Genomic DNA, 18958 nt, shown 5'->3' with positions numbered 1-18958 from the left:
AAAACCGGGGGCCGCAAGGGCCGTCCCGTGTATGAACATGCCGAAACCCGGCAATCTGCTTTTGTAACTTAGACGGCAGGCTGATCAGCACCGCGGGTCTCCTCTTTTTCAGAATCAGAATGCGGGTTGTTTTCCACCGGAACCAGCCGAATGGCGTTCCAGGGACACCCGGTCAGCACCAGCCCGTCCGGACCGCTGGAGATACATGCCCCGCACCCCACGCACCGGACTCTGTTCACGGTCATGCGTTTGAAGGGATAGTTGTCCGGATCATCGACCAGTTGCAGGGCATCGAACTTACAGTAGATACGGCATACCGGCACGCCGCCGCACCCGGTGCACCAGTCCAGGATCATGGCCTGCCGCTTGGGCGCGCGCGCCTTTTTCGGCAAAGCTGCCGGTGCTTCCTGTATGGCGGCAACGCTGCCGGTCATTATCCCACCTCGATAAAAATCTTCTGCTCTTCAAATTCGTCTTTTGAGTAAACACGGGCCGTGTCCACAATGATGTTGCCGCCGTTGTCCACGGCAATGTGGTGCCGGTCCAGGGGCCGGGGGGCCGGGCCGGCAAACTCCACGCCGTTGGAGTGAAACTCGCTGCCGTGGCAGGGGCATTTGAAAATATTGAGCTCTTCAAACCAGTTCACCGTGCAGCCCAGGTGAGTGCAGCGGGCAAACAGAGAATAAATGCGGCCGGCCTCGCGCACCACGAAAAAGCGGTGGTCCTTTTTAAATTTGGGGTCCACGAAAATCACGCCGTACTGGTCCGCCCGCTCATCAGTGACAAAGTCCTTGAGCTGGCCGATCACATAGGTGCTGGGCGGGTGAAACACCACGGCCGGGTATAAAAACCGGATGCCCTGGTAAAGCCCGGCCCCCAGGCTGGCAAACATAACGCCCCAGCCGGCAACGGCCAGGCCCTTGCCCAAAAACTCCCTTCGCGAAAACCCGCCGGCCGAAGCGTCTTTTTGGCCCGGCAGGGAGATGCTTTCACTGGTGGTTACACGAGAACTCATTTTTCCTTACCTCTTGCTTAGCGACCGGTACCGCCGGCCCTCACGCCCGGCGCATCCACCGCCCTGGCGGCCTTAACCGTTGCTCTTTCCACTGACCGCGCGAACGCCCTCCACCACAACAACGGTCACAACCAGAAGACCGATGACAATGGCCCAGTGAGCCACCGAGCGAAACATCATTTCCGTAAAAAAGAAATAATGAACAACGTTGGCGGCGATGGCCAGGTACAAAAAGGCCGCCACCACGCCATATCCGACGGCCCGGACCCCGTCCGCCAGCAGGCGGCGGGTTAGCTCAAAAAAGAAAACAGCGCCGAAAATAATGCCGGCGGAAATGACGTACTCCACCCATACATAGCCGTGCAGGTTGGCGAACATGTTTTCCCCGTGAAAAAGAAAGTAGCAGATGTTGGCGGCCACGGCATAGATGGCGGTGATCAGAACCGAATAGCCCACGGCCCCGAGAATGCTGACGATCATAAAACCCCCTGATGTTTGGTTGTGGTGGCAAACAGCCGGATGAACTTCATGAAAAGTCCAAAGTCACACTTTATACTTTTTACAAAGATCGACAAGGGATGTCAAGCTTTTTTTTATTTCAAAAAAATACCATAAAATAAAGTATGTTATAAAAATATACGGTTGTTTAAGTTTTGTTAAATAACAAGTTGACCTTTTTACTTTTTATATCTATACTGCTTTGCATTTATAACGCTTCACCAGAGGAGGCATCATGATTTGCGGGAGAACCCCGGACGAACTGATTCGGGACATTGAGGGCTTTCATGGTTTTGTGGCGCCGGGCCTGGTGATCGGGGCCTTTATGGTGGACCTGGCCCGGGAGCACATCGGCCAAAACACCGAGGCCGACGCCGTGGTGGAAACCCGTCACTGCCTGCCCGACGCCGTGCAGATTCTCACCCCCTGCACCGTGGGCAACGGCTGGCTCAAAATCGCCGACCTTGACAAGTTTGCCCTCACTTTATATGATCGCCACACTTTTGCCGGTTTCAGGGTATGGCTGGACCTGAACAAGGCCAAAGCCCACCCCAATGTCTATAACTGGTTTATGGGACTTGTGTCCAAAAAGGACCTGCCCAAAGAGATCCTGATTCCGGCCATCTTTGACGCCGGACGGGATATTCTCTCCGTTAAACCCGTCACCGTGCGGGCCGAATTTGCAAAACGGGAGAAAAAAAGCAAAATCGCGGTCTGCCCCGCCTGCAACGAGGCCTATGCCGCGGCCCAGGGCACGCCCTGCCTGGCCTGCCAGGGCAAGGACTATTACCACACAGGTTCATAGGAGCGCGAACCATGGAAAAAAAGACAAAACAGCCTGCTGCCAAAACACCGCCGGCTCCCCTCTCAATGACCGGCCTTGCCAAAGCGTCCGGAGTGTCGCCCAAAACCGTGCGGACTTATATTGATGCCGGCCTGCTGCCGCCACCTGAAAAAAAGCGGGGCACCACCGCCTACTACGACGCCCGGTGTGTCAACATGATCAACATGATTGACCGGTTTCACAGCAAATATTCCCTTCCACTTCCCATCATTCGGCAGGTGATAGATGAAATCGGCCATGAAAAAGCGCTTGAGGAGAGCGGTGAACTCACGAAAAAACTCAACCGGGCCAAAAAAATGCCATGGTTTGAACACATCGTGGACGCGAACAGCAAGCCGTTTCTCACCAAAAAGGCCCTGATCCTGGCCACCGGTCTCTCTCCAAAAGACCTGGACAAGGCCATCGCGCAAAAACTGATTATGCCGGATAAAAACGGCCTGTTCTGCAAAAACGACATGGACCTGGCCCTGCTGCTGTCTCAACTGAAGGGAACGGGCGCGGGAAAGGAAAAGATTCTGCTCGACTTTCTGAACATGCAGCTTCAGATGACCGAGTCCCTGGTGGAAAAAGAGTTTAACGCGTTTTTCAAAAACATTATCAACAAGAACATCACCGTGGAAGACGCCAATGAACTGGCGGAAAAGGCCATTGACGTGCTGACCACGCTGCTGCCCCTCTGCTACCGCCAGCTGTTGAACCGGAAAATAGAAGAACTGCGCAAAACCTGATTCCCGCTCATACAAAGAGGCTGCGGCGTCCCATTAAACTTATGCGGACGGGGTGGCCTCTTTCTCTTTTTTGCCCTCCTCCAGGGCGGTCTTTCCTTCGTGTTTTACCTCGGAAACCGATTTTTTAAAGTTCTGTATCGCGCTGCCCAGGCCGGACCCCAGCTCCGGCAGCTTGCGTCCGCCGAACACGATCAGCGCAATCACAAGAATGATAACCAGCTCCGGCATACCCAGTCCAAACATGGCGTGTTCCTCTCTTTGACGTGTCCGTCTCTGTTGTGGTTCAGCATTTTTTCTTATCAAAGGGCCAACGGTTAGCTGTTTGACTTGACCCCTTGAATCCTCGAACCCTTGGCCCCTTCTTAAAACCACCGCCAGTACTGAGGCGTTTACCGTTTCCGGTCGGGGGATGGACCAGGCAGTAGGCCTTTTATCCCCCAATGGCCGACATCAGCTCCGGCAGCCGGGCCCCGCAGGCCTGGTTTATGCCTGAGCTTCGGGGCTTGTAAAGCACCGCCAGATGGAAAAGCCCCTCAATCTCCCGGTCTGTCAACCCGTTTCGCATCGGTGTCTTGATATTTACAAAACGGTCCGACAGCAGACAGGGCCGCAGCATGCCGTCGGCGGTCAGCCGCAGCCGGTTGCAGGCGGCGCAGAAATGGCTGCTCATGGGGCTGATAAAACCGATCTCCCCTTTTGCCCCGTGATATTTGAACCGATGGGCGATATTGCTGGAGTCCGCTGTCTCGATGGGTATCAGGGCGCCATTGGCCTCCACCCGCTCCCGAATCTCGGGGGTGAACATCTGCCGGTAGCTGTCCAGGTGATACTTGCACGAGGGCATGTATTCAATAAACCGAATGTGCAGGGGAAACCGGAAGGTAAGGTCGGCAAACCGGGAGATCTCGTCATCGTTCACCTCCCGCATCACCACCACATTGACCTTTACCGGATCAAAGCCGGCATCCAGGGCCGCCATGATATTGTCCCAGACCGTGTGAAAAACATCCCGGCCGGTGATCAGCCGGTACTTTTCCCGTTTCAGGGAATCCAGGCTGATGTTCAGCCGCCGGATTCCGGCCTGCCGCAACCGGTCCAGGTACCGGCCCAGCAGCAGGCCGTTGGTGGTAACCGAGATATCGGAAATGCCATCAAAGGCCGCCACCCGGTCGATGAAGGAACAGGCATCCTTTCGAACAAACGGTTCGCCCCCGGTGATCCGGATTTTGGTAATGCCCAGGCCGGCGCCGATATGGATCAGCCGAAGCATCTCTTCGTAGGAGAGAATTTCGGAAGAGGGAAAGTACTCGGAAAAATCCCACCGCCGGCAGTACAGGCAGTTGAGGTTGCACCGGTCGGTGACCGATACCCGAAGATAGCTCAGGTGCCTGCCGAACCGGTCTGTCAGAAGATTGGGTTTCATCATCACTCCCGCTGAACAGAAAAACAAATAGCAAAAAGCTAGACTTTTCACTTTTAACTTGACAAAATGTTCTTGTCAAGCTTTTTTATGGGCATGAACGGCGGTCTCCCGGCGTGGCACACAGACCGTTCAAAAGCGATGGAAACACAAATAACGAGCTAAAAACATTTGTTTTTTTAACCTAACAAAATGATTGACACCCTGCGTGTAAAACTGTAAAGTAAAAAGGCATTGTTCGCAGTTTTCGGGGTGTGAGGGCCAGAAAAAAGGCGACGGACGATATTGACTTCAGGCAGGCCGGCGCCAGCAGAAAAAGACAAGGAACGATTGTTGTTATGCCGAGAAAACCCAAGACAGTAAAGGCTTCTCCCCCGCCCAGGGTCATGAAGATGAAGGAGCTGTCCGAAGCCACGGGCGTAAACAGCGCCACGATCCGCTACTACATCAACCAGGGCCTGCTGCCCCAGCCGCACAAAACCCACAAGAACATGGCCTACTATGACGAGCGCTATATCGCCCTGGTCAACCTGGTTAAAAAACTTCAGAAAGAGTATTTTCTGCCCCTGGACGTGATCAAGCAGGCCATTGAAGAGGTGGGCCACGAACGCGCGCCCTACATGATTCAGGAGATCGTGGAAAAACTGGTCCAGGAAAAAGAGGGTACCTGGTCCGAGGTGGCCCCCCCCAATCACGAGGCCGGCATGACCCGGGCGGAACTGGTCGCCGCATCCGGCCTGAGTACTGAAGACTTTGACGCGGCCGTGGAGGCCGGCTTTCTTTTAAAAGACGGAAACGACCGGTTTGACCGGGAAAACATTCAGGTAGCCATGCTGCTGGCCCAGATACGGAGCCATCTCACCAGGGAAAAAGGGTTTTCAACCGAATTTTTCATCATGCACTTCAAAACCCTGGAAACCCTGGTCAACAAGGAGCTCTCCCTCTTCATGAACAACATACAAAGCGGCAACCTCTCCATTGAGGAGGTCAACCAGTATGCCAACCGCTCCTTTGACCTGTTTCACAAAATCTCCCCCATTCTTCACAAACGGCTGATCAGCAAAAAAATAAAAGACTCCCTGAACCTGTAACCCCCCCACTCTTACTCGTGCCCCTGCTCGTGCTCGTGCCCGTACTCGTGCTCGCCACCCCTGCACACCCGGAAGCACCACACCCGAAATCGCGTATCATGTCCTCGGGATATGGAGCCCCGGGAGCGCCGCACACCAGTGCGGCAAATACAAAAGCCGGCCTGCACACCCAAAAACTTAAATGCTATCCCTCCCCCATCGCCATCACCACTTTTCTGCCAAACCTCTGAATCACCGGCGTGCCTGTGCCGTGGCGAATGGCCTGAATCGTACCCTGCGCATCCATCGGAACGGTGCCTGCCAAAAAATCAACAGGCAGGCCGGCAAACGCCTCTTTGACCAGGGGGGTGCTGGGTCCCAGCAGCACGGTACGCACGCCTGGGCCCGCATGGCCGAGAACGGCTTCCGTTGTGTTGTTCAGCAGCGTGGTGGCGGTAAGAATCAGCACATCGGCCCAGGTACCCAGCTTTTCATAAAAGTCCTGTTCATCACCGATTCCCTTGCCCGCGTCCATCAGCGACAGTTCGGCCTCTTTTTCCCGAATCACCTTGATCAGGGGTTTAAAGGCCCCCACCATGGCCACATGTGTTCCCTTTTCCACGCCCATCTGGGCCAGCAGGTCCGCGTTGTCCGGCCCCTGCGCCAGGGAAGCGGCAGCGCTGTAATTTAACGCATTGATGGCGGCCAGGGCCTGGGTGCGCAGAATCGGGCTGTCGGACAGAATATGTTCCACCAGGCCGATGGCAGGCGCCCCCTCCGGGTTTTCATAACTTTTTTGAACCGTGCAGGCGGTCTTGTTTTCAAAAAAGGTATAGGCAATACCGATGCCGCCGTCTGACGTGGTTACCACCGTATAGCCCAGGCCCATGCACAGATGGGTGACGGTGGTCTTCTTTGCCTTCTTTTCAAACAGCTCAAACAGCGTTGCGTTGATCTTCATGGGTTCTCTCCGGGTTTAAACACCCGCTGGTACGGCACATAATAAGCCGTGTGCATAGTGTCGGCAAGAGGAGCTAATCCTTTTCCGGCGGGATGAAAAAGACTGTACGGGTGGTTTTTTCACCGACAAACCCGTTGAAAAGGACTTCCAGGATTACGGGTACCTCATCGATCAGGGAGTAGTCCATGCCGCATCGAAACCATTTCTGAACAACACCGTCAATGAACCCCATGATCCCATAGAAAACCGTGTACAGGTTTGTTGTTTTCAGCTCTTTGTCCCGATTGAGGGAGACCAGCCGCTCTTTAAAAAGCGGCAGGCGGGATATCACATAATCATAAAACATGACGGTTCTGCCGGTCTGGCCGTACATGGCTTGCGTCTGAATGATTCTGTAGAGCTTGTGGTTATTGGAAATAAAAAGTATCCACGACTCGATCATTTCCTGCACCATCTGAAGGATATCAATATCCTTTGATGTGATTGTGCTGATACGCTCTACAACTTCCTGAAATGCTTTTCGGAGCAGTTCGTCAAGGATCTCTTCTTTGCTTTTAAAATGGCGGTAAACAGACCCTTTGCCTATTCCCGCGGTTTCCGAGACTTTATCTATTGTGGCCCGGTGAAACCCGTCTTCAGCAAACACATCAATGGCCGCCGCGAAAATCCGCTGCCGCATTTCATCGGCCGCCCCCTTCTTTTCTACCGGTGTTTTCTGCGGTTCCGGGAGTTCACTGACAATATGCTGCAGGCAGTCAACAGATACGGAAATGTTTTCAAGGCCATACAGGGAGGATTCGTTTATGGCGATTTTAAAGAGCTTCAGTGCGGGTTCGGAAATGCCCTTCTCTCTAAGATAGTTAAGGATCTCGTTAAGGTAACCCGACAGCCACTCTGTGGCCGGTTGAATAAAGCCATCCGGTGGGTTGCCGTCCTTCAGCGCTTTTAATTTTTCATGAAGCGCCTGCTTGAATGCGATTTCATCAAGCTGTCCGGCAGATGAAAAGTATTTTCCAACTTCAGCGTACAGGTCAAACTTACGGCCGCCGGACTTTTCAAGAATGACGTTTTTTTTGCTCATGGGATACTACATTATCGTTTCGCCATAAAAGGTCAAGGGTTTCCAGCCCGAACAGGTCATGAAAGTTTTCGACAGGTGTAAATTTTTATATAAAACACAAACTGTCATGACCGCCTTGAGGATAAAAATTGCATAAAATACGCGTATCAATGCCTTCGCTCTTTGTTGTGACGATCCCCCATATGAAGCACATCTATCTCAGGAACGGTGTCACGGACTTTCACCAGTTGAATGGCTTCATTGTCACAGGCCATGACACACACGCCGCACCCCAGGCATTCAGACTCGTTTAAGGCGATAAAATTATCGGAACCATCGTCTTTGTGGGGTTTGTGATGATACAGGGCGTTGACCGGACACTTATCCACACACGCCATGCAGAGATTGCATTCCTCGGTTTTTATGACAGGCTGAAAGTTGGATTTTGCTATTCCCTGTTGACCGCGTGTTCGCAAAACGCCCTGCAGGATAAAGCAGCAGCACGGGCAGCAATTGCATATCATGCCGGACATTCGTTCTCCAAACACCCGGTTGTTTGTGGTGCAATGAACAAGACCCGCCTCTGCAGAGCGCTGAAGCACATTCACGGCTTCTTCATGGGTGATGCGCCGGCCGATACCTTTTTCAACCCAGTATTCAGCGACGCTCTCAAACACAAGGCAGACATCCTTTGGCTTGTCGCAGCGGGGTTTGCCGTCCTGCATGGCAGCGTGATCACGGCACGCACAGTCACCAACCGCAATATACTGAGCTGAGCTTATATATTCAGACGCGATCTCAAATGGAAGGATTCGGGTTCTGGCGTCCACGCTCTTTTCAATACTTATTGTTCGTTTTACCGGGTGCTCTGCGGGAAGCACCCGGAACCATGGATAATTTGACGAATTAAACGCTTCAGGCACAAAGGTTTCAAAAAAATAGTCATCCAGCAGTTTGAGAATATCCTTTTTTGTCTCAAACGGATCGTTTTCACTCATGGTATAAAATTCGTAGATACCAGGAATAAAAGGAGGAAGACTGTAAAGGCGTTCACCATTGTCCCCCTTTTGAAAAAAAAGCGTTCCCTTTTTCACCATATTCTCAAAAAGCGCTTCAACATCTTCTTTGTTTCTGCCGGTAATTCTGACTGTTGTTCCTATCGGCTCCATGTGCATATAGGGGGTTCCGAAATGCCCGAGAAGTTCAGCCTCTTCCGGCGTGTACAACAGTTTCAGCAGCTTTGTAAATTTTCTGGATTTGGGGACCTTTAAATCGAACATATTCAATATATTATTTAGTTTCTTATATGGATCTGCTGCTTTCGGCATTGTTTTCTCCTTGATTGGTTTTTAGTTGTTGCCCGATTAGGACTGACCAGTCAGTCCTAAAAATTCTGCCTATAATGCAGTTCAAATTGGGGCTTGTCAAGAATTTTTTCTTTGCCGTCGATCAAACAACGGGAGGGGGAATGGGACGTCTTGCATCAAACATGATCGCAAACAGCCTCAAACGGCCACGCGCAAAACAGCCCCGGCAGCAAAGCCATAATTATTGCTGATGACGGGTGAGTTACTTCGGGGAGAGCCGAACTATTTCTGTTTCACCGGTATGCCGGATTCGCAGGGAACGCCGGTGGCGCAGATGCCGCAGCCATAGATGAAAATATGGTAGTTCTTCAGGCAGTATTTAAGGGAAGCCGCCACATGTTTATAGCAGGTTTCCTTGTTGTGGGCGTTTTCTTTGCTGATGGCGCCAACCGGGCACCGCCGGGCGCATTTAAGGCACTGTTTGCCCTGGTACTGAAGACAGTAGGCATGAATATCGTCGGGCCGGCGGCGGTTGGGCGCAAGCCGCCTGTGCACAACGAAACTGCCCAGCCGGTGGGCGCACCCCTTTTCCGTAATCAGAAAATCGTGCATGCCGAAGGTTCCCAGGCCGGCCGCGTAGGCAATATGCCGGTGAGACCAGGGCGAGGCCCAGCCCACATTGGGATAGCGCTTTTTATTAAACAACGGGGTTACATCCGGCGCAATGGCAAGAACGCCCCTGCTCATCAGGAAAGAGACGATTTCCCGGGTGAATTCCTGGCTGAATATCTCACCGGACAGCCGTGTCTGGGCCCAGCGCTCCGCCGGCCAATCGGTGCGTTTGGCGTTCTGCTGTTTTGTCGCTCGTGTTATCGGCATGACATAGGAGACCACGGACAGCTCTTCTGCCGGCGGGGGCGGCACATGGTTCTTTTTCGCCTGCCAGGCCATGATCTCCCGGGGTGTGTAATGATGGGGACCAATAACGGTTTTCAGCTCCTGAAAGATCGGGTCATCGCCTTTTACAAAACCCACCAGAGGCTCATCAAATATGGGTTCTGTGGGATAGGGATACTCCAGGCGATTTTCAGCATGGGTGGCAATTTTCTGCTTTATCTCATTGACAAACCATTGTTCGTCAAACACCGTCTCATGGTCAGGCGACGTCACTGCCCTGTTCAATGGCGGCTGTTTGGGAAAGCCGAGCCCGCGCATCTCGCCGATGGCGCTTTTCATGCCCGCGAAATCCGAAAGCCAGGGGAACTTGCGGTACCTGTCTTGCATTTTCCTGCGAATGGTCATGAGGAATTACTTTCCCGGATTTTTTGAAACTCTGTTTGTCGGTTAAAGAATACCCCGTTTCTGAGCCAATGCAACCATCTGGTCCATGCCGTCTTTGGGAAGCTGGTACTGTTGTTCCGGAGATTTTGCCTGCAGGCTAAGGGCTTCCGACGGGCAGGTAATGACACACAGGCCGCAGCCGATGCACCGGTCCGGGTTCAGCACGGCCAGCCCGTCATCATCCATGGCCAGCGCGTTGGTCTGGCACCGGTCCACACAGGTTTCGCACCCGGTGCAGGCGTCCCGGTCCAGAACGGCATAATGGTTGGTACTGACAGCCTCCGCCGGTTTGGGATGAAAATTGATGGCCTGCAGGACCCCGCAGCAGTCTCCGCAGCAGTTGCACATTCCGTCCGGATTCTGGGCCGTGGCCGGCTGGGTGACCAGCCCCTGTTCCCGGGCTTTTCCCAGGATATCGACGGCCTCATCAACCGTGACCTGCCGGCCCAGGTTATGGGCCAGGTAATATTCGGCCATGGTATCAAACATAAAGCAGGCCTCTACGACTTTGCCGCAGGCATTTTCAAGGATGGTCTGCTTTTTGCGGCAGATACACTCGGTCACCACGATGGTGCGCTTGCTCTTCAAAATTTCCAGGGCGTCGTCATAAGAGGCTACCTGGTTGTCCGGGGTCAGTGCCTGGTTCACCGGAATGGTCCGCAAAAAAGAGCCCCCGTGCTGAAGCATATTAAGGCCCAGGGCTTCCATGCCGTATTGATTCATCAGTTCGGCCAGTTCCTTGTCCATCCGGTTTACCTGGTATTCAAAGATACCGTGAACAAACGGCGTTGCCGCGTAAAGGGTTGTATCCCCCTTGGTCTTGGAAAACAGCAGGCCCCGGCCGGCCATATCCGCCAGCCGGGTCCTGGCCTCGTCTGCCAGTAATCCCAGGGTCTCTGCTATCTTTTCAGCCGGCGTCAGAAGGGGCGTTAATTTAAGGAAGAGGTCGGCGTCTTCTTCTGAAAACAGTCTCTTTAGAATCGTAATCTCCACACCGGACGGTGCGGGTGGAAAACCAATGGAAAAAAGGTCCAGTCTCTCCTGAAGTTCTCTGTAGATGTCTCTTGTCATTTTTTCTCCTTTTTCGTGTCCTCATAATAGATGGATGGATGGACACTTATTAATTCCCTTCAACAAAATTTCTGCTTTTGCCGGGATTTGATGACCCGGCTATACCCAATATCCTCAACCGGATATAACCGCTGTGGCTCTTATCTCTACAAGAAGGTCCGGCAGAACAAGTTCTGTCACGCCAACGGCGGTCCAGGCAGGATAATCTTTGGGAATAAATTTGGCTTTTACTTTTGAAAACCCCAGAATGTCCTTCATGGACGTGTGGTATGTGACCAGCTCCACAATATCTTCAAGGGTCGCGCCGGCTTCTGCCAGAACATGTTGAAGGTTTAAAAACGCAAGGTTGGCCTGTTCTTCAATGCCTGATCCGGGCTTAAAATTTTCGTCAACCCCCACCTGGCCGGATACATAAATCGTGTTGCCGGATTTAACGGCCTGGGAAAACTGCATTGACTTATAAATCCCTTCGGTGCCTGGCGGGTTGATCAGATGCTTTGTTCCACTCATTTTATCTCCTTCATTTTACAGGTGTTCATTTCCCACCCTTTTTTCTGATGGGGCTCTATTTGGTGGATAATTCCTTTTTTTCCCGCGCTTCAAGGATGATCTCCGTGGTCATGCGGGCCACTTCTCCGGCCAGCGTGGAGCACCTCTCCAGCATGCCCGCTTCCATGGCGGCATTCAGATCATTCGGGTCAAGCAGATTGAAGAACCGGCCGAAAAACGCGGTCTGCAAATCAGCGCATCTGCAGGTGCCGTATTTTTCCATAAACCGGTCCAGCAGTTTTTTGGAAAGCAGGTTGGCTTCCACCAGCTTGAACATGTCGCCGAAATCTTTTTTCTTCCTGCCAAAAAGATAGCCGATGGCCAGGACGCCGCCGGAGATCGCTCCGCAGTGGCCTTCTCCGGTCAGGCCGACTCCGTCGGCCAGGCCTGTGGCGGCCCTGAAAACATCATCGTTTTGAACCTCAAGGGCGTCAAAAATACCGGCCAGTGTACATTGGGGACACCCGCCGCTTTTCATCTCATACTGCTTGGCCGCGTTAAAGGCGGTTTCCAGGACCTGCTCTCTTGATGCTGCCATGCTGCCCCCTTTTGTTCTGTTATTTTATGCTATCGGCTTTTTTCGTCCACGATTTTTTTCAGATACGCAAAACCCGGTGTGATGTCCTCGGTCAGGTTGGTGGGAATCATGGTTTTAAACGGCATGCCGATGTTCATGGGACCGCCGGTTTTAAACAGGTCTTCCAGGACGACCGGAAACTTTGCCGCAGGAATGCCGATGCCGATCTCATCCGGTGTGATGCCGGCAAAGGCCCGGTCCCCCATACCGGGAATGACGATCTGGGGCTGTCCGGTCAAAAACGGAATCATGCCCCCCATCATGCAGGATTCGCCGAACCCTTCAAACACGGACATGATCGGGGCCTTGTAGTCGTAACAGAGGGCCTGAATGATGTGCGTGATATGCACCCCGTTGCCGAATACCAGCACCGTGTCCGGCACCATCAGGGCCTGGTGCAGGGGGGAGGCCACCAGACCGATCCGTGCTTTTGCCCTGGCCAGCCGGGCCTGGCCCTCCGGTCCGGCAAACAGCATGTTGTAGCCGTTGATGCGGTTGATTTCCGCTTCCCGGCTTTTATGCCAGCCCTGGGTGACCTGGCTTTCGATAAACTCCTCGTCGGTCACATCCACCCATTTATGCCCGGCTGAACCGGGAACACAGAAATTTTCCTCAGCCGTGATGGCCACATGGGCGCCCCAGGAGCGGGCATAGGTAAAGGTCTGGCAGATGCACATCTTCTGGCCCATGGCCGAGGGCCGCATGGCCTTGGCGGGAATTTCATCCTCGCTTTTGATGTAGGTGATGGCCACGGGATAGGTGGGCAGATGGAGTTTTTCGTATAATTCTTTTCCCAGTTGTTGAAAGTCGGTCAGGGTCATTTGCTTCTCCTTTATCGGTAAAGAGTGGTGTGTTCCGGGGGCATGCGCTCAAACTCCCGGGCCGCGTCTTCGGCGCCAAGCACCTCGATGGTTCCGTCCTCCCGCTGAATCACGCACCCGGAGGTGGTCAACAGGCGATAGTTTTCTTTTGTTTCTTCCCGGTCGCCCCGGCAGACCATCTGGCAGTTGCCGCAGGTCAGACGGATGTTGAGCCCGCCAAAGGCATTGTTTTCAAAGCCGCCGTCGCCATCGCTTCGACGGGGCCATTTTGTGTAGTTGCCCACGGCCCGCACCAGAGTTTCCATCTGGCTGTTTTCATCGGCCGGGTCAGGAATGACGTACCGTCCCGGTGACCAGGTGGACCATTTTTTGTTTTTAGACAAACCGGTAAACCCGCCGCACACCAGCTGGCAGGGCAGGTAGCTGATGCGTTCGCTGTACGAAAAGGTTTGTCCGCCCAGGGTCACCGAGGTTTCCCGGGAGTCGTGGAACATGCCCGATGGACACGATGCCACGCAGAGTTTGCACCGGTCGCAGAAACCCTCTTCCGGCGGCAGGGGCGGCGTGGGCTCAAGTGCCAGTTCCGTGACCACGCTTCCCAGGATGATGGCGCTGCCGTATCCCTTAATGCCCACGTTGCCCGACCAGCCAAAGGAGCCCACACCGGAACGCACCGCCAGGTAGCGGTGGGAGACATCCGGCCGCATGGCCAGCTGCCAGTTGGGCTCATCCTTGCGATAGACATTATTGGCGTGGATCCGTACGGATTTGTATCCTTTTTCCTCCAGCCACAGGGCCAGCTCTTTGGCGATTCTGCCGGCCTTCAGGTTGACGTCGATGTTGTGCTGCTCAAAGGCGAACTGGCTTTTTTTGGCCAGGCACTGGCGCATGATATCGCGGTCCAGGGGCAGCGCGAATGTCACGGCCGACCGGGCCGAGGGCAAGACATAGGTCAGGTCCGCGCTGGGCGGGCCCCCGGCCAGGGTTTCCCGGGTGCAAAACCCCACCCGCAGGGCTCCGCGTTCGGCCAGAAACTCGCGTATCGGTTCTTCAAATTTCATAATTGATGCCTCCATTCGGTATCATTCTGTTCCAAAGGATTGCTGAGCGCTCATATGATCCGGCCGGATATGCTTCCAGTGGCTGCCGATTGGGCAGACCCGCATGCATTCAATGCAATTGTCCACATCCGTTATATACGTCTGGCCCGTCTCTATCAGCATGTCCCGCCGTTTGTTGTGTCTGGCCAGCATTTTTAAGAACCCCGGAATCTCCCGGAGCTTTTGAGGGAAGCGGCGTTTAAACCCGTAGGCCCAGTAGTTGAAGCAGGGGTCCACATCATAGCCTTTATCCGTAAGCGCTCCGGAAGGGCAGGCTTTCCGGCAGGCCCCGCATTTTTTACAGAGATTCATGGTTTTCGGCGGATCGAACGCAAGGGGTGCTTCGGTGATAATGCCGCCCAGCCGCTGGTGCGGTCCGAACTCAGGTGTCAGCAGCAGGTTGTTGGCGCCGATTTCCCCCAGTCCGCAACTGACCGCGGCGTGCTTTAAGGAAAGATGGCCGACCACCCTGGTCTGGGGAAACTTTTTCCCGGTTTGCGGGTCGATCTTGTGAATTTCCACCGGCTTGTCAGCCGATACCGGCAGGGTTAGAAAGCCTTCGGCTTCCAGCATGCGTCCGATTTTCTCGGCAACCTCATCCAGAATCCGTGACGTCTGCATCTTGTTGCGCGTCCAGAGCATGATATCCGGTGCGTAAACCGCGCCCAGGCTGTGGGCCACCGCCATGACGATGACACTCCTGGCCGTGGGCATCAGGGCCGTGGCCGGTCGCGGCGGATACGCCGGCACCAGGTTTTGCGCATCGGCCACGGCCACCAGGTCGACGCCGCTTTCCGTGATTGTCTTTTTAATGGTTTCCGCGGTTATCATGGCGGGCTCCTGAATGGTTGTTGTCTTCCTTCATGTATTCCGGCCGGCGAAAGATATTTCGATGCATGTCATCGGCTGACTGAATAAACGTGTTGACTTTGCACGATCGTGTAAATAAGATCAGGCAAGCTGACACTAAAGTCAAGCAAAAATCTACACAATCGTCTAACCAGAATGTTTAATTGATTGTTTATAATATGAAAAAAACGATAGGCCCCGGCCAGAAAAAACCGGCCAAAAACACCGTGCCCGGGAAAAAGGGAGATGATACCCGGAAAATGATACTGGCCGCTGCCAGACAGATATTTGCCGCCCACCCTTACAATGCCGCCAGCATCCGCATGATCGCCACCCAGGGCGATTTTTACCACGGCCTTATCCGGTACCATTTTCCCAGCAAGGCCGGCATCTTTGAAGCGGTGATGGAAGATGCCTGCCGGTCCCTTGTCCAGGCCAACAAAGAGTGGCTGGTGGAAATATCAACCTTCCCGCCGGAAAAAGCGCTTTCCACCTATTTGGACAGATTCATCGAATATTTTCAAAAACAGCCCGCCGTGCTTCGCATCATTATCAACAACCTCTCCCACGAGAATCCGGCCACCTTGCCCGGCTATCACCACCTGACCGGTTTTCTGGCCGACACCCGCCGGGATTTTGAAGCCATATTTCCAAACCTGTTTGCAACCGGAGATGTCAGCCGGTTTTTAAGCAGCCTCAACGCCCTGATTCTTCATTTTCTGGGCGCCGGTTCCATAGAAGCCCAAATCATGGGGTTTCCCAGCCAGAGCCGGGACTACCTGCAGTGGGTTAAAGAGACCCTGTTTTTTATCTTTCTGCCGGTGCTGGAAACCGCGGTGCGCCAATCCTCTGAATCCGCCCTGGATACCGGCAAATAAAAAAGGCCCCGGACCATATCTCCCGAGGCCTTTTTTGTTTTTAGAAAGCGCTAAAGCCAGCCGCAGCCAAATCAACGTGTGAAATCTGCGGGCTATCCCAAATCAGACGAACACCCGCCTCCATCGCATCCGCACCCGCCGCCATCATCACATCCACACCCGTCATCGTCACAGCCGCACCCGCCGGCAAAGGACTGGGTGGCTGTTTCGCTGATGCCCACAACTTCAACTTCAAATGTCAGGGTTTCTCCGGCAAGGGGATGGTTCAGGTCCACAACGACTTTTTCATCCGTTACTTCAACGATGCGGGCGGGAATTTCCTGGCCTTCCGGCGAACTGAGAATGATGACCTGGCCTTCCTCTGGGGTCTCGTCCGGTGGCACCTCGTCCCGTGAAAATGTCTGGGTATAGTCTTCGTTCCGCTGTCCACAGGCCTCCTCCGGCTCAAGGGTAAAGGTCTTCTTTTCATTCAACGACATGCCCATCAGTGCCGCCTCGAAACCCTCAAACACCTGCCCGGCACCCACCTGTACCTCCAGGGGCGGGCGGCCCTCGCTGGAATCAAACACCTCCCCGTTTCCCAGGGTCCCTTTATACTTCACACTGACGAACAGGCCGTTTTTAACTGTAGTCATTAAAATCTCCTTTGGATTAAAATTGATAAGGTCTGTAATATTAACAGCAAAACCGCCGGTGTCAAGGAGACAGGGGCAACCAGGACCGGCCGGGCCGAATCCGAATGCCAAATATATAGACCAATGGTTGTCTTGACCGCGAAAACCGTCTATTTTAGTCCGCATACTTAATGTTCTCGTAAAAAGTCTATTTGGGATGGCAAAGTAAAAAGTTCAAGATCAAGGCGTCGCAAATCCCGAGGAATGAGGCGTACTTGTCGTACGCCGCAGTGACGAGGGGTGCAGCGCAACGCAGCCGGCCGCCTTGCGGCAATTGGGCTTTTTACGAAGCCATCATATTTCAGGAGAACCGCATGCGGTACGAAGGACAGATTTACAGGCCCTTTTCCGAGGCGAACAGTTATCTTTTACAATGCACCGTCGGATGCTCGCACAATGGGTGCACCTTTTGCGGCATGTACAAGGACCGCCGGTTCCGGGTCCGGTCTACGGATGAGATTTTAGAAGATATTCGCATGGCCGGGAATCATTACGGAGATGTGGAAAAAGTCTTTTTGTGCGACGGGGACGCGGTGTGCATGGAGACCGAAACCCTGCTGGCCATTTTAAAGGCGCTGTACGACACCTTTGCCTCCCTTCGCCACGTGGGCACCTATGTGGGCCCCCAGAGCACTTTGGAAAAAAGCATGGCCGACCTTGCGCGCCTGAGGGGCGCGGGCCTGACCAAGGCGTACCTGGGAGTGGAGTCCGGTGATGACGCGGTGCTGACGGATATCAACAAGGGAGTAACCGCAGCCCAGATGCTGGAGGCGGGCAGACGGCTGGTGGAGGCCGGCTTCAACCTGTCGTCCATGGTGCTGCTGGGTATTGCAGGAACAGGGGAGCCGGCCAGAAGGCACGCGGCCCTTACCGCTGATATCACCAACCGGATGAAGCCCCGGTACCTGGCGGCCCTGACCTATACCCCGGTGCCCCACACCGCCCTGTTTAAAAAAGTCGAATCCGGAAAATTTGTGCTGCCCGATCCTTTTGAAACATTAGAAGAGATGAAGGTGATGTTTGAAAACATCACCATCGACAACCTGACCTTTGTCGGCGCCCATGCCTCCAATTACCTGCCTGTCAGCGGAAAACTCCAGAAAGACAAGGCCGCCATGCTTCAGACCGTCAATGCCGTGCTCACATCCCGGAACATGAACGCGCTGCGGCCGGATGCCATGCGGGGGCTGTGATTTTGCCATGAACTCTTTTGCACCGCCCGTGCTTTTCAGAAACCCGCACCTTCAATCCATTGCCGCGTCCATCAAGCTTCGGCGGCCCCTGGTCCGGGGCCGGGCCGCAGCCATGCTGAGGGCCGGCCGGGAGATGATCGTGGATGCCGGCGACGGGGTCCGGCTCCAGGGTTTTTATTCCCCCCAGCCCGACGGGCCAAACAAAGGGCTGGTGATTCTGATCCATGGATGGGAAGGCAGCAGCGACTCCATGTATCTTGTCTCTTCGGCGGGCCATCTCTACAACCAGGGCCTGAACGTGTTCCGCCTGAACCTGCGGGACCATGGCGAGAGCCACCACCTGAACCCCGGCCTTTTTCACTCCTGCCGGATTGATGAGGTGACCGGGGCGGTCAAACGGATTTGCGCCGACCTGTCCGGCGGGGGAAAAACCTTTCTGGCCGGTTTTTCGCTGGGGGGAAACTTTGCCCTGCGCGTGGCCCTGCGGGCGCCCGGCCGGGGATTTGGCCTGGACAAGGTGGTGGCGGTCTGCCCGGTGCTGCATCCGCCCACCTCCATGGCCTCCCTGGAAAAGGGCTGGTTTGTCTACCACCACTACTTTATCCGCAAATGGAAACAATCACTGCGAAAAAAGCAGGCCCTGTTTCCTGATATTTACGATTTTGGCGATGCGGCCATATTCAAAAGCCTATCCTCTATCACCGCGCACATGGTCGAAAGGTACACGGATTTTCCGGACATGCTCACCTACCTGAAGGGTTATGCCATCACCGGCGACGTGCTGACCGGGCTGACCGTTCCCGCCCATATCATCGCCAGCCTGGACGACCCGATCATTCCGTCGCTGGATTACAAAAACCTGGCGCGCCCGCAAAGCCTGACACTGACACTGACCGACCAGGGCGGGCATTGCGGCTTTTTAACCGGCCCCGGCATGCGAAGCTGGGTGGATATGACCATGGCCGGGCTGATCTGCCGGGGCTGAATTTAAGGAAAAACACT

The 18958-nt window shown here is 54.2% G+C and carries 22 protein-coding genes; 6 read left to right on the top strand and 16 right to left on the bottom strand.

Features of this window, described 5'->3' with window-relative positions:
- Window positions 1-68: 68 nt before the first annotated feature.
- The 3 genes from DOLE_RS00970 to DOLE_RS00960 all read right to left on the bottom strand — a co-directional run bounded on the left by DOLE_RS00970 (window position 69) and on the right by DOLE_RS00960 (window position 1495).
- A complete protein-coding gene (locus DOLE_RS00970; RefSeq protein ID WP_012173622.1) occupies window positions 69-434 on the bottom strand; it encodes an ATP-binding protein in 366 nt (121 codons plus the stop codon).
- Complete coding sequence (locus DOLE_RS16915; RefSeq protein ID WP_012173621.1) at window positions 434-1015, bottom strand: ubiquinol-cytochrome c reductase iron-sulfur subunit; 582 nt, start codon at window positions 1013-1015, stop codon at window positions 434-436. Before DOLE_RS16915 ends, DOLE_RS00970 begins: the two co-directional genes overlap by 1 nt.
- A 72-nt stretch (window positions 1016-1087) precedes the next feature.
- Entirely contained in the window at window positions 1088-1495 is a 408-nt protein-coding gene (locus tag DOLE_RS00960; protein WP_012173620.1) for a hypothetical protein, read from the bottom strand.
- Between the two features lie 253 nt (window positions 1496-1748).
- On the opposite strand from DOLE_RS00960, the gene DOLE_RS00955 reads away from it, so the two are divergent.
- Both DOLE_RS00955 and DOLE_RS00950 read left to right on the top strand, forming a co-directional pair.
- Window positions 1749-2318: an FmdE family protein gene (locus DOLE_RS00955; RefSeq protein ID WP_012173619.1), complete on the top strand. Its 570-nt coding sequence runs from the start codon at window positions 1749-1751 to the stop codon at window positions 2316-2318.
- An 11-nt stretch (window positions 2319-2329) separates the two neighbouring features.
- A complete protein-coding gene (locus DOLE_RS00950) occupies window positions 2330-3085 on the top strand; it encodes a MerR family transcriptional regulator (protein WP_012173618.1) in 756 nt (251 codons plus the stop codon).
- A gap of 39 nt (window positions 3086-3124) precedes the next feature.
- Here the strand turns inward: DOLE_RS00950 and DOLE_RS00945 are convergent, their stop codons facing one another.
- Window positions 3125-3328: a twin-arginine translocase TatA/TatE family subunit gene (locus tag DOLE_RS00945; RefSeq protein ID WP_012173617.1), complete on the bottom strand. Its 204-nt coding sequence runs from the start codon at window positions 3326-3328 to the stop codon at window positions 3125-3127.
- 187 nt (window positions 3329-3515) lie between these two features.
- Window positions 3516-4508, bottom strand: coding sequence for a GTP 3',8-cyclase MoaA (moaA, locus tag DOLE_RS00940; RefSeq protein ID WP_012173616.1), 993 nt, complete (start codon window positions 4506-4508; stop codon window positions 3516-3518).
- A gap of 335 nt (window positions 4509-4843) precedes the next feature.
- On the opposite strand from moaA, the gene DOLE_RS16910 reads away from it, so the two are divergent.
- Complete coding sequence (locus tag DOLE_RS16910) at window positions 4844-5596, top strand: MerR family transcriptional regulator (protein ID WP_012173615.1); 753 nt, start codon at window positions 4844-4846, stop codon at window positions 5594-5596.
- A gap of 184 nt (window positions 5597-5780) precedes the next feature.
- On the opposite strand, the gene DOLE_RS00930 is transcribed toward DOLE_RS16910, so the two are convergent.
- From DOLE_RS00930 to DOLE_RS00885, 10 genes are all read right to left on the bottom strand, one after another.
- Window positions 5781-6536: a DUF364 domain-containing protein gene (locus tag DOLE_RS00930; protein ID WP_012173614.1), complete on the bottom strand. Its 756-nt coding sequence runs from the start codon at window positions 6534-6536 to the stop codon at window positions 5781-5783.
- Window positions 6537-6609: 73 nt separating this feature from the next.
- A complete protein-coding gene (locus tag DOLE_RS16905; protein WP_012173613.1) occupies window positions 6610-7617 on the bottom strand; it encodes a TetR/AcrR family transcriptional regulator in 1008 nt (335 codons plus the stop codon).
- Window positions 7618-7763: 146 nt separating this feature from the next.
- Entirely contained in the window at window positions 7764-8924 is a 1161-nt protein-coding gene (locus tag DOLE_RS00920) for a 4Fe-4S binding protein (protein WP_012173612.1), read from the bottom strand.
- A 261-nt stretch (window positions 8925-9185) separates the two neighbouring features.
- Entirely contained in the window at window positions 9186-10187 is a 1002-nt protein-coding gene (locus DOLE_RS00915) for an epoxyqueuosine reductase (RefSeq protein ID WP_153304322.1), read from the bottom strand.
- Window positions 10188-10247: 60 nt separating this feature from the next.
- The gene (locus DOLE_RS00910) at window positions 10248-11315 is read right to left on the bottom strand and encodes a 4Fe-4S dicluster domain-containing protein (protein WP_012173610.1); all 1068 of its coding nucleotides are present in this window, start codon (window positions 11313-11315) and stop codon (window positions 10248-10250) included.
- Between the two features lie 114 nt (window positions 11316-11429).
- Window positions 11430-11825 (bottom strand): RidA family protein, encoded by a 396-nt coding sequence (locus tag DOLE_RS00905; protein WP_012173609.1) that lies wholly within the window; start codon window positions 11823-11825, stop codon window positions 11430-11432.
- Between the two features lie 55 nt (window positions 11826-11880).
- Entirely contained in the window at window positions 11881-12402 is a 522-nt protein-coding gene (locus DOLE_RS00900; protein ID WP_012173608.1) for a C-GCAxxG-C-C family protein, read from the bottom strand.
- A 29-nt stretch (window positions 12403-12431) separates the two neighbouring features.
- Window positions 12432-13262: a DUF169 domain-containing protein gene (locus DOLE_RS00895; RefSeq protein WP_012173607.1), complete on the bottom strand. Its 831-nt coding sequence runs from the start codon at window positions 13260-13262 to the stop codon at window positions 12432-12434.
- A gap of 11 nt (window positions 13263-13273) precedes the next feature.
- Window positions 13274-14323: a 4Fe-4S ferredoxin iron-sulfur-binding domain-containing protein gene (locus DOLE_RS00890; RefSeq protein ID WP_012173606.1), complete on the bottom strand. Its 1050-nt coding sequence runs from the start codon at window positions 14321-14323 to the stop codon at window positions 13274-13276.
- A gap of 21 nt (window positions 14324-14344) precedes the next feature.
- Window positions 14345-15193, bottom strand: a complete 849-nt coding sequence (locus DOLE_RS00885) for a 4Fe-4S binding protein (protein ID WP_012173605.1) — start codon at window positions 15191-15193, stop codon at window positions 14345-14347.
- Window positions 15194-15390: 197 nt separating this feature from the next.
- Between DOLE_RS00885 and DOLE_RS00880 the strand changes: the two genes are divergently transcribed.
- Window positions 15391-16089 carry a TetR/AcrR family transcriptional regulator gene (locus tag DOLE_RS00880; RefSeq protein ID WP_012173604.1) on the top strand — a complete coding sequence of 233 codons (699 nt, stop codon included), beginning with the start codon at window positions 15391-15393 and terminating at the stop codon, window positions 16087-16089.
- 92 nt (window positions 16090-16181) lie between these two features.
- Here the strand turns inward: DOLE_RS00880 and DOLE_RS00875 are convergent, their stop codons facing one another.
- Complete coding sequence (locus DOLE_RS00875) at window positions 16182-16724, bottom strand: FKBP-type peptidyl-prolyl cis-trans isomerase (protein ID WP_012173603.1); 543 nt, start codon at window positions 16722-16724, stop codon at window positions 16182-16184.
- A gap of 353 nt (window positions 16725-17077) precedes the next feature.
- On the opposite strand from DOLE_RS00875, the gene DOLE_RS00870 reads away from it, so the two are divergent.
- Both DOLE_RS00870 and DOLE_RS00865 read left to right on the top strand, forming a co-directional pair.
- Window positions 17078-17956, top strand: coding sequence for a radical SAM protein (locus tag DOLE_RS00870; protein WP_012173602.1), 879 nt, complete (start codon window positions 17078-17080; stop codon window positions 17954-17956).
- Between the two features lie 7 nt (window positions 17957-17963).
- Complete coding sequence (locus DOLE_RS00865; RefSeq protein WP_012173601.1) at window positions 17964-18941, top strand: YheT family hydrolase; 978 nt, start codon at window positions 17964-17966, stop codon at window positions 18939-18941.
- The last annotated feature ends 17 nt before the right edge of the window (window positions 18942-18958 follow it).

Origin of the sequence: Desulfosudis oleivorans Hxd3 (assembly GCF_000018405.1) — a bacterium.
Classification (GTDB): Bacteria; Desulfobacterota; Desulfobacteria; order Desulfobacterales; family Desulfosudaceae; genus Desulfosudis; species Desulfosudis oleivorans.
Note: the sequence above shows the minus strand (reverse complement) of the source record. Positions and strands in the feature narration are given on the sequence as shown.

Coding starts and splice junctions, on each gene's coding strand:
- DOLE_RS00945 (WP_012173617.1), bottom strand. CDS start 3,328: ATGTTTGGACTGGGTATGCCGGAGCTGGTTATCATTCTTGTGATTGCG.
- DOLE_RS00900 (WP_012173608.1), bottom strand. CDS start 12,402: ATGGCAGCATCAAGAGAGCAGGTCCTGGAAACCGCCTTTAACGCGGCC.
- moaA (WP_012173616.1), bottom strand. CDS start 4,508: ATGAAACCCAATCTTCTGACAGACCGGTTCGGCAGGCACCTGAGCTAT.
- DOLE_RS00865 (WP_012173601.1), top strand. CDS start 17,964: ATGAACTCTTTTGCACCGCCCGTGCTTTTCAGAAACCCGCACCTTCAA.
- DOLE_RS00955 (WP_012173619.1), top strand. CDS start 1,749: ATGATTTGCGGGAGAACCCCGGACGAACTGATTCGGGACATTGAGGGC.
- DOLE_RS00905 (WP_012173609.1), bottom strand. CDS start 11,825: ATGAGTGGAACAAAGCATCTGATCAACCCGCCAGGCACCGAAGGGATT.
- DOLE_RS16905 (WP_012173613.1), bottom strand. CDS start 7,617: ATGAGCAAAAAAAACGTCATTCTTGAAAAGTCCGGCGGCCGTAAGTTT.
- DOLE_RS00870 (WP_012173602.1), top strand. CDS start 17,078: ATGCGGTACGAAGGACAGATTTACAGGCCCTTTTCCGAGGCGAACAGT.
- DOLE_RS00910 (WP_012173610.1), bottom strand. CDS start 11,315: ATGACAAGAGACATCTACAGAGAACTTCAGGAGAGACTGGACCTTTTT.
- DOLE_RS00895 (WP_012173607.1), bottom strand. CDS start 13,262: ATGACCCTGACCGACTTTCAACAACTGGGAAAAGAATTATACGAAAAA.
- DOLE_RS00930 (WP_012173614.1), bottom strand. CDS start 6,536: ATGAAGATCAACGCAACGCTGTTTGAGCTGTTTGAAAAGAAGGCAAAG.
- DOLE_RS16910 (WP_012173615.1), top strand. CDS start 4,844: ATGCCGAGAAAACCCAAGACAGTAAAGGCTTCTCCCCCGCCCAGGGTC.
- DOLE_RS16915 (WP_012173621.1), bottom strand. CDS start 1,015: ATGAGTTCTCGTGTAACCACCAGTGAAAGCATCTCCCTGCCGGGCCAA.
- DOLE_RS00950 (WP_012173618.1), top strand. CDS start 2,330: ATGGAAAAAAAGACAAAACAGCCTGCTGCCAAAACACCGCCGGCTCCC.
- DOLE_RS00960 (WP_012173620.1), bottom strand. CDS start 1,495: ATGATCGTCAGCATTCTCGGGGCCGTGGGCTATTCGGTTCTGATCACC.
- DOLE_RS00915 (WP_153304322.1), bottom strand. CDS start 10,187: ATGCAAGACAGGTACCGCAAGTTCCCCTGGCTTTCGGATTTCGCGGGC.
- DOLE_RS00920 (WP_012173612.1), bottom strand. CDS start 8,924: ATGCCGAAAGCAGCAGATCCATATAAGAAACTAAATAATATATTGAAT.
- DOLE_RS00885 (WP_012173605.1), bottom strand. CDS start 15,193: ATGATAACCGCGGAAACCATTAAAAAGACAATCACGGAAAGCGGCGTC.
- DOLE_RS00875 (WP_012173603.1), bottom strand. CDS start 16,724: ATGACTACAGTTAAAAACGGCCTGTTCGTCAGTGTGAAGTATAAAGGG.
- DOLE_RS00890 (WP_012173606.1), bottom strand. CDS start 14,323: ATGAAATTTGAAGAACCGATACGCGAGTTTCTGGCCGAACGCGGAGCC.
- DOLE_RS00970 (WP_012173622.1), bottom strand. CDS start 434: ATGACCGGCAGCGTTGCCGCCATACAGGAAGCACCGGCAGCTTTGCCG.
- DOLE_RS00880 (WP_012173604.1), top strand. CDS start 15,391: ATGAAAAAAACGATAGGCCCCGGCCAGAAAAAACCGGCCAAAAACACC.